The organism is Acidovorax sp. Q11 (genome assembly GCF_054950075.1).
On the sequence record NZ_JBUDZG010000014.1, the window covers coordinates 42,715 to 57,712 of the forward strand.

The following is a 14,998-nucleotide window of genomic DNA, read 5'->3' on the forward strand; positions in this document are numbered from 1 at the left end:
GGCACCTTCCCCCGGCCGGGCTACAAAAAAGCGTGGCCGCTGTGTTCAGAGAGCAGGGAATCCCCCTTGGCGATGGGCTCCTCCACCACCACTTGGTTGCGGCCACCCTCCTTGGCCATGTACATCGCCGTGTCTGCGCGCGAGAAGAACTCCAGCACCGACTCGCCCAGCACGTACTGCGTCACACCAATCGACACCGTCACGCGGCCCTTGAGCAGGCCGCTCCAGGCATGCGTTTCCACCTGGGCGCGGATCCTCTCGCAGGTGTTGAGTGCTGGCAACAGCGAGGTGGCAGGGAAGATCAGCAAGAACTCCTCGCCGCCGTAGCGCCCGAACAGGTCGCCCCCCCGCACGCCCTGCTGCGCAATGCGCGCAAAAGTGCGCAGCACCTCGTCCCCGCCCAGGTGGCCCAGCTCGTCGTTGATGCGCTTGAAGTGGTCGATGTCGAGCACGGCCAGGCACAGCGGGATGCCACTTTCGTCGGCCAGCTGTTTCTGCTCTTCCAGAGCCGCCAGGATGTAGCGGCGGTTGAAGCAGCCCAGCAGCGTGTCGCGCTGTGCGTCCTCCTGGATGTTCTTGATCTTGCGGCTGGCCCGGTACAGGCTGCGGTACAGGTGCTGCACCCGGCCCATGAGCACAATGAATGCAGGCACCGACACCGCCAGCGCCAGCAGGTGCAGCAGCTCCAGGCGCAGCAGCGCGGCATTGTGCTGGTGGCTGTGGTGCAGCCCGATCACCGCTGCATAGGCCACCAGCACCATGGCCGTCAGCGCCAGCAGCGTGCGGCGGGGCACCGTAAAAATGCCATACGCCACCGCCACAAACATGAAGGGCGCGAAGAGGATCTGCGTGACGGGGGCCAGATAGAACACCACCAGCATGCCGCCGATCGCGGTGGACACAATGGCCAGCTGCAGGTGCCGCAGCCGGATCTTCTGCTGCACGTCGGCACGGAGCACAAGCCAGAAAGCCACAAAACCCACCACCACCATCGCCGCCAGCACCGCCAGAGCTTCGCCCGCCACCATGTCCAGGGCATAGAAGCCCAGCAAGGCCAAGGCGTAGAGGCTGATCAGACCACCAACAGCCCACCACTTCTTGCGCTCATGCCAGTCCCCCCGGGGCCCCAGGCCATCCAGGGCCCGGCGCCCGGGCCGCACGGCAGTGGAGGCCGCAGACGCCGAGTCATCGAACTCCAGCACGGCGTCCGTGAGTGGGAAAGCGTCCGTCGCCGAGAACAGGTTTTTGCGTGCAAAGAACATGCGGGGGCAGGCACAGGCCTGGGTTTGTTCGGAAAACAGGGGGCCGAATGGCGAAGGGCCCAGGCGCGGATGCGCAGCACTGCGCAGACAATCCCTCGGAACCGCGCGCGATCTTACGTGGAACTGACACAAACAATCTGCGCGTTTTCCAGTAGCGCCGCCGCCCGCCCTGCTCCGTTCAGGCAGTCACCACCCGCTGGCGCATCCACCAGCCTTCCAGGCTGTAGACCACCAGTGCCCCCCAGATCAGCACAAAACCCACCAACCGCGCGGGCTCGAAGGCTTCGTGAAAAATCCAGACACCCAAGGCGAACTGCAGGCTGGGCGAGATGTACTGCAGGATGCCCAGCGTAGACATCGGGATCAGGCGCGCGCCCGCTGCGAACAACAGCAGGGGCACGGCCGTCATGGGGCCCGCCAGCACCAGCCAGCCGACGGTGGCGGCATCACCTTGCACGAGGGCCCCCTGCCCTTGCCAAGCCCACCACCCCAGCACGGCGGCAGCCACCGGCGCAAGCATCAGTGTTTCCAGCGCGAGCCCTTCGAGCGCGCCCAGCACCGCCACCTTGCGCAACAGGCCATAGAACCCAAAGCTCAGCGCCAGCACCAGTGCGATCCAGGGCAGGCGCCCGGCTTGCAGCGTGAGCCAGAGCACACCCGCAGCCGCCACGGCCACGGCGAGCCACTGACCCGGGCGGGGGCGCTCATGCAAAAACACAAAACCCAGCGCCACATTCACCAGCGGCAGGATGAAGTAGCCCAGACTGGCATCCACCACATGCTGGTTCTGCACGGCCCACACATAGGTCAACCAGTTGCCGGACAACAGCACGGCCGACAACGCAAAGGCCCCCAGCACGCGGGGCTGACGCACCACGGCAGCCATCCAGGCCCAATGCCTGCGCACAGCCAGGAGCCCCAACACCACCACCAGCGACCACAGCGTGCGGTGCATCACGACCTCCAGCGAGGGCACATCCGCCACCTGCCGGAAGTACAGGGGGAACAGGCCCCAGGCGATGTAGGCAAGCGCGGCGTAGAGAATTCCGGTGTTCATGGGCAAACCCGCTGGGAAGTGGAAAGAGAGACGCAGAGAGGGACAAAAAAAATCCCTGCCAGCCAAGCAGCCGGACAGGGACGGGGCCATGGACCCATTCGCAGGTCCGCAGGCAGGTCAGGGGTGGGTCAGACGTTGAACAGGAAGTTCAACACATCGCCGTCCTTGACCACATATTCCTTGCCTTCGGCGCGCATCTTGCCCGCATCCTTGGCGCCTTGCTCGCCCTTGTAGTGGATGTAGTCGTCGAAGGCGATGGTCTGGGCGCGGATGAAGCCGCGCTCGAAGTCGCCGTGGATCACACCGGCCGCCTGGGGCGCCGTGTCACCCACGTGGATGGTCCAGGCACGCACTTCCTTCACACCGGCCGTGAAGTAGGTCTGCAGGCCCAGCAGCTTGAAGCCAGCGCGGATCAGGCGGTTCAGGCCGGGCTCTTCCAGACCCAGCTCCTGCAGGAACATGTCGCGGTCTTCATCTTCCATCTCGGCCATTTCGGCTTCGATCTTGGCGCAGATGGCCACCACCGGCGCGCCCTGGGCATCGGCATAGGCCTTGAGCTTGTCCAGCAGCGGGTTGTTCTCGAAACCGTCCTCGGCCACGTTGCCCACGAACATGGCGGGCTTGGCCGTGATCAGGCAGAACTGCTTGAGCAGGGGCGCATCTTCCTTGCTCACGGCAATGGTGCGCGCGGGCTTGCCCTGGTCCAGCGCGGCCTGGATGGGGGTGAGCAGCGAAACGATCTTGGCGGCTTCCTTGTCGTTGCCGGACTTGGCCGCCTTGCTGTAGCGGTTGAGCGCCTTTTCGACCGTGGCCAGGTCGGCCAGACACAGCTCGGTCTGGATGACTTCGATGTCCGCAATCGGATCTACGCGGCCCGCCACGTGAATCACGTTGGGGTCTTCAAAGCAACGCACCACGTTCACGATGGCATCGGTTTCACGGATGTGCGCCAGGAACTGGTTGCCCAAGCCTTCGCCCTTGGAAGCACCCGCCACCAGGCCGGCAATGTCCACAAACTCGACGATGGCGGGCACGATGCGCTCGGGGGAAATGATCTGGGCCAGCTGCTGCAGGCGCGGGTCGGGCACTTCCACCACGCCGGTGTTGGGCTCGATGGTGCAGAAGGGATAGTTTTCGGCGGCGATGCCGGCCTTGGTCAGCGCGTTGAAGAGGGTGGACTTGCCGACGTTGGGCAGGCCCACGATGCCGCATTGGAGGCTCATGGCAGGGCTTTCTGGAATTCGGAGACAAACCACCGATTTTACGGGGCCGCCAGCGGCTCCTCCGTCCGCCCCGGGTTACTGCGTCACTCGAACCGCAAATCGGCCGCCACGCGCTGACCCACACGCAGCATCTGGCCCGCACCCTGGCGCACGATGGCGTTCATGCCAAAGGTGATGGCGCCATCCACACGCTTGTCCTGGCGGTAGGTGCGCAGGGTGTCGCCCACCTCCGGGCTGGATGCCGCCGTGGCCGGGTCGATATCGGGAATGGGGCAGCGCGCGCAAGGCTTGACCGGCTGCAGGTGGACTTCGCCGCCCGCCCCACCGTCCACCCGCACCAGGCCCACCCGGTCTTCATCGTGGGCATCGACCCCAGCCAGCACCACGTTGGGCCGGAAGCGTTCGATCCCCACCGGGGCATGGCCTGCAGCAGCCAGCCGACCATTGAGTTCCTCCATCGAGGCCTCGCTGGCCACCAGGATCGGGAAACCGTCCGCAAACTGGTTGGGCACCTCTACCCCGTCCGTCCACTCCAGGCTGGACAAACGCCGGTGTTCGGGGTCAAACCGCACCAGCCGGCAGGGTTGTCCGAGGAAGTCCGTGAACCACTGGGCGGCCACGGCCCCCATGTCCCAGGCAGGCACTGTGTCGCGCCACACGGTCACAGTGGCCGGGGCCTCAACGGCGTCCACAGCCACATGCAGGGCCAGCATGCCGGGGGCACGCAGCACCATCTCGTCGCTCTTGAGTTGCGGCCGGATCAGTGCCATGCGCGGCAGGGCGCGCTGGGTCAGGAACATGCCATCTGCATCCACCACCATCCAGGCACGGTCCAGGTCCAGCCCGGTGTCCGTGAGCAGTGCTTCCTGCACCTCGATGCCCGCACAGGACTTGATGGGGTACACAAACAGCCGCGCAATGGTGCCGGACAGATCGGAATCGGGGTTGAATCTCACGGCCGGGGATTCCTCTTGAGAAATGGCAACAGGACAGAAACCGCAATTCTGCCTTGTGGCATTGGGGTGCAGGTGCCCTCCTACAATGGCCGCCATGGCCCAAACCTTTGATATCTGTATACGCGGCGCCGGCATTGTGGGCAGGACCTTGGCATTGCTGTTGGCTCGCGAGCGGCTGAAAGTAGCCCTGGTGCCAGCCCCCGCCCCCGCCAGCGCTGGGGCGACCGATGTCCGGGCCTATGCCCTGAACACCGCATCGCGCCAGTTGCTTGAATCCCTGCGCAGCTGGCCGGATGCCGAGCACGCGACGGCCGTGCGGCAAATGCAGGTGCAAGGAGACCAGGGCGGCGCCGTGGTGTTTGACGCCGCGCCGCAAGGCGTGGAAGCCCTGGCCTGGATCGTGGACGTGCCCGCCCTTGAAGCCCGCCTTGCCGAGGCCGTACGTTTTCAACCCCAGGTCGAAGTGGTGGAGGCCCCGGTGGCTGCGCCACTGACCGTGATCTGCGAAGGCCGCGCCAGCAGCACGCGGGCCGAGTTCGGCGCCCGTTTCGAGGTCACGCCCTACGCCCAGCATGCCATCGCCACCCGCGTGCGCTGCGAGCACCCCCATGGCCAGGTGGCGCGCCAGTGGTTCCTGCCCAATGGCATCCTGGCTTTTTTGCCTCTGGACGGCGCAGAAGGGAACTCTGTGGCTGTTGTGTGGTCGGTCTCACAGGAGCAGGTAGCGTCCTTGATGGCCCTGCCCTCAGAAGATTTCACCCAGGCGCTTCAAAACGCCAGCCAGCAGGCGCTGGGCCAGCTGACCCTGTGCGCAGACCGTGCCAGCTGGCCTTTGCAATTGGCCAGGGCAGACCGCTGGTGTGGCGGCACAACCGCCGCTGGGACCAGCCCCCGCAGCTGGGGCAGTTGGGTATTGGCTGGCGATGCAGCCCACAACGTGCATCCTCTGGCAGGGCAAGGGCTCAACCTGGGGCTGGCCGATGTGCAGGCCCTGGCCGAGGTGCTGCGCACGCGCGACTACTGGCGCAGCGTGGCCGACTTGCGGCTGCTGCGGCGCTACGAACGCGAGCGCAAGGCGGCCCTGGTCGCCATGGGTTTGGCCACGGACGGACTGCAGCAGTTGTTTGCACGCCAGGAAGCCCCATGGCAGGCGCTGCGCAACTGGGGGATGAAGGGCTTTGAACGCAGTGGCCCCCTGAAGGATTTTGTGACCCGCCGGGCAATGGGAATGCGCTAAAGACACGATGGGACGCCCGTGCGTCCTGCAAGTTATTGAGATTGAACGAGAACACCATGAAACTGACCACCCTCCTGCTGGCCGCCGCCGCCATGACCCTGAGCCTGACCGCGACCGCGCAGGAGGCCACCATCCGCAAGGCGCTGGCCGAGCGCATTCCCCAGATGGACAAGATCGACGAGGTCCGGCCCACGCCCATGGCGGGGTTGTTTGAAGTGCGCATAGGCACGGACCTGTTCTACACCGACGCCAAGGGCAACTACGTGATCCAGGGCGAGCTGATCGACACCAAGGCGCGCCGCAACCTCACGGAAGACCGCATCGCCAAGCTCACTGCGGTCGATTTTTCGGCCTTGCCACTCAAGGACGCGTTCACCATCGTGCGCGGTGATGGCAAGCGCAAGGTGGCGGTGTTCGAAGACCCCAACTGCGGCTACTGCAAACGCTTTGAGCGTGACATGCAGAAGGTGGACAACGTCACGGTGTACCTGTTCCTTTACCCCATCCTGAGCCCCGACTCTGCCGAAAAATCGCGCAACATCTGGTGCTCGAAAGACCAGGCGGGTGCATGGCAGGACATGATGGTGCGCGACAAACCCGTCGCTTCGGCCAGTTGCGACACCAGCGCCCTGCAGCGCAATCTGATGTTCGGCAAGAAACACAAGATCACCGGTACGCCGACGCTGATCTTTGCCAATGGCTCCCGCGTGCCTGGCGCTATTGGCTCGCAAGAAGTGGAGAAACGCCTGGCAGAAGCCAGCAGCGAGACCTCTGGCACGACCAACTGATTTCGAGCACCTCCGCCAAGCCGCCCATGCCCTCCCCACGCAGTACCCAGCACGCCGAGGTTCACTACCGCATCACTCCATCCGACCTGCATGCGCACCTGTTCAGCGTCTCGCTGACCATCGCCCGCCCTGCGGCGCTGCAGGAGGTGTCCCTGCCCGTCTGGATCCCAGGCAGCTACTTGGTGCGCGAGTTTGCGAAAAACCTGCAGGAGTTGACCGCACGGCAGGGCAAACGGGCACTGCCCCTCACCCAGCTCGACAAGCACCGCTGGCAAGTGGCCTGCACGCCGGGCAAGCCGCTGGATCTGACCTACACCATCTGCGCCTACGACAACTCGGTGCGCACGGCCTGGCTGGACGCCTCGCGTGGTTTTTTCAACGGCACCAGCCTGTGCCTGCGGGTGCATGGCCAGGAAAAGCAACGCCACACGCTGGACATGGCCCGCACCGCCGCCACCACGCAGTGGTCCGTGGCCTCAGGGCTGCAGGCGCTAGCCACCGACAAGCAGGGCTTTGGCCTGTATGGTGCGGCCGACTACGACGAGCTGGTGGACTGTCCCGTGGAACTGGGCCCATTCTGGGTGGGCCGCTTCAAGGCCGGCGGCGTTGTCCATCAGTTTGTGGTGGCCGGTGCGGCCCCTTCCTTTGACGGCAAGCGGCTGCTGGCCGACACCCAGAAGATCTGCGAGACCGCCATCCGTTTCTGGCATGGCACCGAGGGCAAGGCGCCGTTCAAAAGTTACGTGTTCATGCTCAATGCCGTGGCGGACGGCTATGGCGGGCTGGAGCACCGCAACTCGACAGCCCTGATTTGCGGCCGCCGCGACCTGCCCCGCCAGGGCGAGCCCCGGGCCAGCGAGGGCTACACCACGCTGCTCGGGCTGATCAGCCACGAATACTTCCACACCTGGAACGTCAAGCGCCTGCGCCCTGCCGAGTTCGCCACGTACGACTACAGCCGCGAGAACTACACCGAGCTGCTGTGGTTCTTCGAAGGTTTCACCAGCTACTACGACGACCTGCTGCTGCGCCGCGCCGGGCTGATCGATGACGCCACCTACCTCAAGCTGATCAACAAAACCATCAACCAGGTGCTGCAAACCCCGGGCAGGGCCGTGCAAACCGTGGCCCAGGCCAGTTTCGATGCCTGGGTCAAGTACTACCGCCAGGATGAAAACACACCCAATGCCACGGTGAGCTACTACACCAAAGGCTCGCTGGTGGCCCTGTGCCTGGATCTGGCCCTGCGCCGCGAAGGCAAGACCACGCTCGACGCCGTGATGCGGGCCCTGTGGGCCCGCACGGCAGGCGGCCCGATGACCGAGGCCGATCTGCGTGCGGTGCTGGAACAACTGGCGGGCCGCTCCTTCGATTCGGAGCTGGTGCAATGGGTGCACAGCGCCTCTGAGCTGCCGCTGACAGATTTGCTGGCCGCTCACGGTGTGACCCTCAAGCCCGAAGCCCCCCAACTGGCCCAGCGCCTGGGCCTGCGCGTGGCAGAGAACCACAGCGTGCAGATCAAGACCGTGTTGCGCGGCGGCGCGGCCGAAAAGGCCGGCATGGCGGCAGGCGACGAGTGGCTGGGCCTGGAGGTGCAAGGACAGGGCTGGCGCATTGGCAAGCTCGATGACGTCGCTTTCTACGCGGGCACCGAGACAGCCTTGACCGCCATCGTGGCCCGTGACGGGCGCCTGTTGCGGCTGCCGCTGGCACTGCCCTCCACCGCTGGCGGCAAGGCTGGTGCGGCCACCACCACCAAGACGCGCGGCAAAGCCGCCCCTGCGCAGCTGGCACAGCCTGCGGTGGACACGGTCAGCCTGACCCCCACCGACACGGCGGCGCTGGTGCGCTGGCTGGCCTGACGGCGTGGCCGAGTTGGGTATATTCCCTGCGCTGTCACAACAAACTACACACCCAGGAGATTTCATGGCCTACGAAACCATCGAGGTTCGCGTTGAAGCGGACAAGGTCGGCATCATCACGCTCAACCGCCCCAAGCAGCTCAACGCGCTGAATGACCAGCTGATGAACGAGCTGGGCGCAGCCCTCAAGGCGTTTGATGCAGACGAGAACATCGGTTGCATGATCGTCAAGGGCAGCGAAAAAGCCTTTGCAGCGGGTGCCGACATCGGCGCGATGGCCAAGTACAGCTTTGCCGACACCTACAAGGGCGACTACATCACCCGCAACTGGGAGACGATCCGCTCCATCCGCAAGCCCGTGATCGCTGCCGTGAGCGGCTTTGCGCTGGGCGGTGGCTGCGAACTGGCCATGATGTGCGACTTCATCATCGCCGCCGACAACGCCCGGTTCGGTCAGCCTGAAATCAAGCTGGGCGTGATCCCTGGCGCCGGCGGCACGCAGCGCCTGCCGCGCGCCGTGGGCAAGTCCAAGGCCATGGACATGGCCTTGACCGGCCGCATGATGGACGCAGCCGAAGCCGAACGCGCCGGCCTGGTCAGCCGCGTCGTGCCTTACGACAAGCTCATGGACGAGGCCCTGGGCGCCGCCATCATCGTGGCTGGCTTCTCCCAACTGGCCGTGATGGCCGCCAAGGAGTCGGTGAACCGGGCGTTCGAAGGCACGCTGTCGGACGGTGTGATGTTCGAGCGCCGCCTCTTTCACGCACTGTTCGCCACCCAGGACCAGAAGGAAGGCATGGATGCTTTCATGAACAAACGCCCAGCCAACTTCACACACCAATAATTTTTGTTCTATAATCTTGGTCTTGCGGTCGTATAGCTCAGTTGGTTAGAGCGCAGCATTCATAATGCTGATGTCGGTGGTTCAAGTCCACCTACGACCACCATATAGAAACCCACAGTGCGGCAACTCACTGTGGGTTTTTTCTTTGAGGTGTCGGATTTCGCAGCCCGAAAGACTGCCTGTGAGACCTGCCCACACCGCCTCCCCCTAGAATCGTGACTTCAGCCCCTGGATGTAAACCATGAACCGCTGCAACACTCCTGCCTCCGCCCCCATCTCACGCCACCGGCACGCCTGGCTCGCCGCCCTGGCCTGCGGCGCCCTGGTGTCTGTCGCCATGCCTGTGGTCGCCCAGGTGGAGCCCGGACTGGGCATGAACCGCCCTTTCCCGGAAGCCGCTCTGCGCGGCACGCTGACCCTTTCGACCACCGCCGAAGCCGTGCTCAATGGCAAATCCATCCGCATGGCCCCCGGGATGCGGCTGTTCAGCCCCCAGAACACCCTGGTCATGGCGCACACCGTGTTGGGCCAGACCTTCAAGGTCAACTACGTGCTGGAAGCCAGCACCGGCATGCTGCACGCGGCCTGGATCCTGACTGAGCGCGAGGCGGCGCAGCCCCGCAAGGGCAGCGATACCGCGACCACCAGCAACATCACGACCGGCTCTGGCGCCGTTCTGAAGTAATCCCTGCGGGTGCGGCCCTGGCGGCCACGCCCTTGCCCCCTATCGCCCCTCACCGCGCCCTGCTGGCGGCGGTGACCATTTGCTATTTGTGACATTGCCATGGCCAAAAAAGTCTTTATCAAAACCTTCGGCTGCCAGATGAACGAGTACGACTCGGACAAGATGGCCGATGTGCTCAACGCCGCCCAGGGCTACGAACCGACGCAAAACGTGGATGAGGCCGACCTCATCCTCTTCAACACCTGCTCGGTGCGCGAGAAGGCGCAAGAAAAGGTCTTCAGCGATCTGGGCCGCATCAAGCACCTGAAGGCACGCGGCGTGAAGATTGGCGTGGGCGGCTGCGTGGCCAGCCAGGAGGGTGCCGAGATCATCAAGCGCGCCCCCTATGTGGACGTGGTGTTTGGCCCACAAACCTTGCATCGCCTGCCCGAGATGCTGAACCAGCGCGAGCGCCTGGACAAGCCGCAGGTGGACATCAGCTTCCCTGAGATCGAGAAGTTCGACCACCTGCCGCCCGCGCGCGTCGAGGGTGCCAGCGCCTTCGTGTCGATCATGGAAGGCTGCAGCAAATACTGCAGCTACTGCGTGGTGCCCTACACGCGGGGCGAAGAAGTGAGCCGCCCGTTTGACGACGTGCTGGTGGAAGTGGCTGGCCTGGCCGATCAGGGCGTAAAAGAAATCACCCTGCTGGGCCAGAACGTGAACGCCTACCTGGGCAAGATGGGGGGCACGGCCGAGATTGCCGACTTTGCGCTGCTGCTCGAATACGTGTCGGACATTCCCGGCATTGAGCGCATTCGCTACACCACCAGCCACCCCAACGAGTTCACGCCGCGCCTGGTCGAGGCGTACGCCAAGCTGCCCAAGCTGGCCAGCCACCTGCATCTGCCCGTGCAGCACGGCAGCGACCGCATTTTGATGGCCATGAAGCGCGGCTACACCGCCATGGAATACAAAAGCACGGTGCGCAAACTGCGCGCCATTCGCCCCGATCTGGCCATGAGCAGCGACTTCATCGTCGGCTTCCCCGGTGAAACGGAAGACGACTTCAACAAGATGATGAAGCTGATCGACGACATCCACTTCGACAACAGCTTCAGCTTCATCTTCAGCCCCCGCCCCGGCACACCCGCAGCAGGCCTGCACGACGACACGCCGCACGATGTAAAGCTGCGCCGCCTGCAGCACCTGCAGGGCGTCATCAACGCCAACATCAAATCCATCAGCGAAAGCCGCGTGGGCACGGTGCAGCGCATTCTGGTGGAAGGCGCCTCCAAGCGCGATGCCACCGAGCTGATGGGCCGCACCGAGTGCAACCGCGTGGTCAATTTTGTGGGCCAGCCCCGTCTGGTGAGCCACATGGTGGATGTGACCATCACCGAAGCAAAGGCCTACACCCTGCGCGGTGAAGTGCTGCTGCGCGAGGGCGCTGCTCTCACCGCCTGACCCCCCACCCCAGCGCATGGCCCCACACCCCACGAGCCCCCTGCAGGCTCGCCCACACGGCCCCTCGTTTCAGCAACTGCTGCTGCTCGCCTTCTTGCTGATTGCCGCTGTGCTGGGCGCCAGTGCCCTGCGGGCGGTGTTCACCCTCGAAGCCTTGATGGGCCAAAGCCAGGCCAGCGCCGCCCAGGCGGCCGCGCTGAACGTGGCGGCGCAGGCGCTGAACCAGCGCGGCCAGGCCATGGAGCGGTCGGCCCGGCAGTCGCTGGTGCTGAACGATCCCCTGCTGCGCCAAAGCTTTGACGACATGGCCGCCGATGCCCAGGGCATCGTGCGCCAGCTGAGCGACGCGGGCCTGCCGCCCCCCCAGGCACAGCAGTGGCAGGCCCATATGCAAACCGTGCACGACTTGCTGCGCGCACCGCCCTGGCAATCGCTGGAAAACGAACGCAGCGTGGCCGAAGAGTTCGTGGCACTCGACACCCTGCACGCAGCCATCACACAGTCGGTGCAAGAACTCAATGCCCGCCAAGCCAGCGAACTGCAAGCGCGGGTGGACGCCAGCCGCCGCACCGTGATGCACCAGCTGGTGGGCGCGATTGTGCTGGCGCTGGTGCTGGCGCTGTGGCTGGGCATCTGGCTGGCGCGCCCCTTCACTCGGCTGGAGCGCGCTATTCGCCGCCTCGGCGAGAACCAATTGGAGCAACCCGTGGCCATCACCGGCCCTGCCGACGTGCGCCGCGTGGGCCAGCAACTGGAGTGGCTGCGCCTGCGACTGCTGGAGCTGGACGCCGACAAGGCGCGCTTTTTGCGCCATGTCTCGCACGAACTCAAAACCCCGCTGGCTGCGCTACGCGAAGGCGTAGCCCTGTTGCAAGACGGCGTGACCGGCGAACTGACCGAAGGCCAGAAAGAAGTGACGCAGATCCTGCACCAGAACACCCTGGTGCTGCAAGGCGAGATCGAGGCCCTGCTGCGCTTCAACGCCGCCGCGTTTGAGGCCCGCCAGTTGCAGCGGCGCGAGACCGATCTGACGGCACTGCTGGAAGACCTGGTGGAGGCCCAGCGCCTGCAGTGGCAGGCCCGCAGCCTGCGGGTGGAGGTGAGCGGCGAACGCACCGTGCTGCTGCTGGATGCGGACAAAATCACCTCGGCGATGGGCAACCTGCTGTCCAACGCCATCCGTTTCTCGCCCGAACATGGCACCGTGCGTCTGGCCGTCTCGCGCGCCCCCGGGCAGGTGCAGGTGGATGTGACCGACGACGGCCCCGGCGTGGCCCCCGCCGACCGTGCCCATGTGTTTGAACCTTTTTACCGGGGCGAGCGCCAGCCCGAAAACGCCGTGCGCGGCACCGGCATCGGGCTGTCCATCGTGCAGGAATACATCCATGCACATGGCGGCCGGGTGCAGGTGCTGCAGATGCCAGGCGACGCTCCCCGCTCTTTTTTCCGGATTGAATTGCCCGATGTTTCCTGAACCACATGCCCAACCGACCCACCGCCCCGCGCACCGGAGGATGCCCTGGGGCCTGCGTGCCGCCCTGTGCGTGTGTGCGGCCTGGCTGGCGGGCTGCGCCACAGCCCCCACCCCGCCGGATGTGGCCCCGGTGGCGACTGCTGCCCCTGCGATTGAGCCGCCTCCAGAGCCCGCCGCCGCCCCGCCCGGGCCACTGGCTGCCGAAAACGACGAACCCACCACGCCGCCCAAAGACCTGCTGCGTGACACCCTGGCCTATGCCGACCGCACCCTGGGCGCCAGCAGCACCGAGCTGGCACGTGAGACGGCCCGCTTGTCGGACCTGGACGAGAGCAAACCCTCGCGCGCGCTGCGCCTGGCGCTGGTGCTGGCCCAGACCCGCCAGCCCGCGGATACGGCGCGCGCTCTGGGCCTGGTGCAGCGCACCCTGAGCAACCCTGCCGCCCAAGACCTGCACCCGCTGGCCCGCCTGCTGGAGGCGCGCCTGACCCAGCAGCGCCGCCTGGAAGAGCAGCTGGAACGCCAGGTCCAGCAACTGCGCGACGCCCAGCGCCGCAACGACCAGCTGAGCGAACGCCTGGAGGCCGTGCGCGCTATCGAACGCAGCCTGACCACACGCCCCGCACCGGCAACCCCGGCCACGCCATCCCCTGGCGCAGCCGCCAGCGGCGGGGGCAGCAACGGCAACGCCAAACCCTGAGGCACCACGCCATGCCAGCATCCACACGCCCCTCCGAGCCGCGCAGCAGCGCGCACCGCATCCTGGTGGTGGACGACGATGCCGACATGCTGCGCCTGCTGTCGCTGCGCCTGAAGGCCGCCGGGCACGAGGTAGTGGCCGTGGGTTCGGCCGAGGCCGCGCTGGCACAGCTGGACGTGGCCCGGCCCCAGCTGGTGCTGAGCGATGTGCGCCTGCCCGGCAAGGATGGACTGGCGCTGTTTGACGAGGTGCACGCGCGCCACCCCTCGCTGCCCGTCATCCTGCTCACAGCACACGGCACCATCCCCGATGCGGTCGAGGCCACATCGCGTGGCGTCTTCACCTACCTGACCAAGCCCTACGACGGCAAAGAGCTGCTGGAGAAGGTCGCCGAAGCCCTGGCCCTGAGCGCCCCCGCCGTGCACCAGGCCCACGCCAACGAGGCCTGGCGGGCCGACATCGTGAGCCGCTCGGCCCGCATGACCGACCTGCTGGCCGAGACCTATCTGGTGGCCCAGTCGGACGCCAGCGTGCTGCTGCTGGGCGACAGCGGCGCGGGCAAAGAGCTGCTGGCCCAGGCCATCCACCGCGCCAGCCCCCGTGCGGGCAAGCCCTTTGTGGCGGTGAACTGCGGCGCCATCCCCGAGGCGCTGCTCGAATCCGAGCTGTTCGGCCACGTCAAAGGCGCGTTCACCGACGCCGTGAGCAACCACAAGGGGCTGTTCCAGGCGGCCGAGGGCGGCACGCTGCTGCTGGACGAGATTGGCGACATGCCGCCCGCCCTGCAGGTCAAGCTGCTGCGCGTGCTGCAAGAGCGCGCGGTGCGGCCCGTGGGCGCGAGCCAGTCCATCCAGATCAACGTGCGCATCATCTCGGCCACACACCGCAACCTGGAAGCAGCCATGGCCGCAGGCCAGTTCCGCGAAGATCTGTACTACCGCCTGAACGTGGTGACGCTGCAGCTGCCCACACTGGGTGAGCGGCGCGAAGACATTGCGCTGCTGGCCAACCACTTTCTGGACAAGCTGGCCCGCAAGTACGACAAGCGCCTGTCGGGCTTTGCGCCTGAAGCGCTCAAGGCGCTGACTGCCGCCGCCTGGCCCGGCAATGTGCGCCAGCTGTACAACGTGGTCGAGCAGGTGTGCGCCCTGTCCACCACGCCCCTGGTGCCGCTGACCCTGGTGCAGCGGGCCCTGCGCATTCCCTCGGCCCAGGTGCTGAGCTTTGCCGAGGCCCGCCAGCGCTTTGAGCGCGAGTATCTGGTGGACCTGCTGAAGATGACCGATGGCAACGTGGCCGATGCCGCGCGCCTGGCACAGCGCAACCGCACCGAGTTCTACCGGCTGCTGCAAAAACACGCGCTTACGCCCGGAAACTTCAAAGCCGACTCGCCCGATTCCGACGACGTCGCTGATGAGCGACACGATTAAGTCGTTGATTTTTCTAAGTTTTCTCCAGCGACAC

At 65.7% G+C, this 14,998-nt stretch carries 13 protein-coding genes and 1 tRNA gene; 10 read left to right on the forward strand and 4 right to left on the reverse strand.

All coding sequences use genetic code 11. The annotated features are described in order from the left end of the window. Positions 1-20: 20 nt before the first annotated feature. The 4 genes from ACYZGB_RS12915 to ACYZGB_RS12930 all read right to left on the reverse strand — a co-directional run bounded on the left by ACYZGB_RS12915 (position 21) and on the right by ACYZGB_RS12930 (position 4,498). Positions 21-1,262, reverse strand: coding sequence for a GGDEF domain-containing protein (locus ACYZGB_RS12915; protein WP_462388752.1), 1,242 nt, complete (start codon positions 1,260-1,262; stop codon positions 21-23). A 178-nt stretch (positions 1,263-1,440) separates the two neighbouring features. Further along, a complete protein-coding gene (gene rarD, locus ACYZGB_RS12920; RefSeq protein WP_462388754.1) occupies positions 1,441-2,319 on the reverse strand; it encodes an EamA family transporter RarD in 879 nt (292 codons plus the stop codon). A 128-nt stretch (positions 2,320-2,447) separates the two neighbouring features. After that, the gene (gene ychF / locus ACYZGB_RS12925; protein WP_462388755.1) at positions 2,448-3,542 is read right to left on the reverse strand and encodes a redox-regulated ATPase YchF; all 1,095 of its coding nucleotides are present in this window, start codon (positions 3,540-3,542) and stop codon (positions 2,448-2,450) included. An 83-nt stretch (positions 3,543-3,625) separates the two neighbouring features. Continuing rightward, positions 3,626-4,498, reverse strand: a complete 873-nt coding sequence (locus ACYZGB_RS12930) for an MOSC domain-containing protein (RefSeq protein WP_462388757.1) — start codon at positions 4,496-4,498, stop codon at positions 3,626-3,628. A 94-nt stretch (positions 4,499-4,592) separates the two neighbouring features. Here ACYZGB_RS12930 and ACYZGB_RS12935 point away from each other — a divergent pair, with 94 nt between their 5' ends. From ACYZGB_RS12935 to ACYZGB_RS12980, 10 genes are all read left to right on the forward strand, one after another. Further along, a complete protein-coding gene (locus ACYZGB_RS12935) occupies positions 4,593-5,735 on the forward strand; it encodes an FAD-dependent monooxygenase (protein ID WP_462388758.1) in 1,143 nt (380 codons plus the stop codon). Positions 5,736-5,791: 56 nt separating this feature from the next. After that, positions 5,792-6,523: a DsbC family protein gene (locus ACYZGB_RS12940; protein ID WP_462388759.1), complete on the forward strand. Its 732-nt coding sequence runs from the start codon at positions 5,792-5,794 to the stop codon at positions 6,521-6,523. Positions 6,524-6,549: 26 nt separating this feature from the next. Beyond that, positions 6,550-8,385, forward strand: a complete 1,836-nt coding sequence (locus tag ACYZGB_RS12945; protein WP_462388760.1) for a M61 family metallopeptidase — start codon at positions 6,550-6,552, stop codon at positions 8,383-8,385. 64 nt (positions 8,386-8,449) lie between these two features. After that, entirely contained in the window at positions 8,450-9,229 is a 780-nt protein-coding gene (locus tag ACYZGB_RS12950; protein ID WP_462388762.1) for an enoyl-CoA hydratase, read from the forward strand. Positions 9,230-9,255: 26 nt separating this feature from the next. After that, a tRNA-Met gene (locus ACYZGB_RS12955) sits at positions 9,256-9,332 on the forward strand. A gap of 138 nt (positions 9,333-9,470) precedes the next feature. Continuing rightward, a complete protein-coding gene (locus tag ACYZGB_RS12960) occupies positions 9,471-9,914 on the forward strand; it encodes a hypothetical protein (RefSeq protein WP_462388764.1) in 444 nt (147 codons plus the stop codon). Between the two features lie 99 nt (positions 9,915-10,013). Next, on the forward strand, positions 10,014-11,360 hold the full coding sequence (gene miaB, locus ACYZGB_RS12965; protein ID WP_462388765.1) for a tRNA (N6-isopentenyl adenosine(37)-C2)-methylthiotransferase MiaB: 1,347 nt from the start codon (positions 10,014-10,016) through the stop codon (positions 11,358-11,360). 16 nt (positions 11,361-11,376) lie between these two features. After that, a complete protein-coding gene (locus tag ACYZGB_RS12970) occupies positions 11,377-12,834 on the forward strand; it encodes a sensor histidine kinase (RefSeq protein ID WP_462388767.1) in 1,458 nt (485 codons plus the stop codon). Then, positions 12,824-13,534, forward strand: coding sequence for a hypothetical protein (locus ACYZGB_RS12975; protein WP_462388769.1), 711 nt, complete (start codon positions 12,824-12,826; stop codon positions 13,532-13,534). Before ACYZGB_RS12970 ends, ACYZGB_RS12975 begins: the two co-directional genes overlap by 11 nt. A gap of 11 nt (positions 13,535-13,545) precedes the next feature. Then, positions 13,546-14,964 (forward strand): sigma 54-interacting transcriptional regulator, encoded by a 1,419-nt coding sequence (locus ACYZGB_RS12980; RefSeq protein WP_462388770.1) that lies wholly within the window; start codon positions 13,546-13,548, stop codon positions 14,962-14,964. The last annotated feature ends 34 nt before the right edge of the window (positions 14,965-14,998 follow it).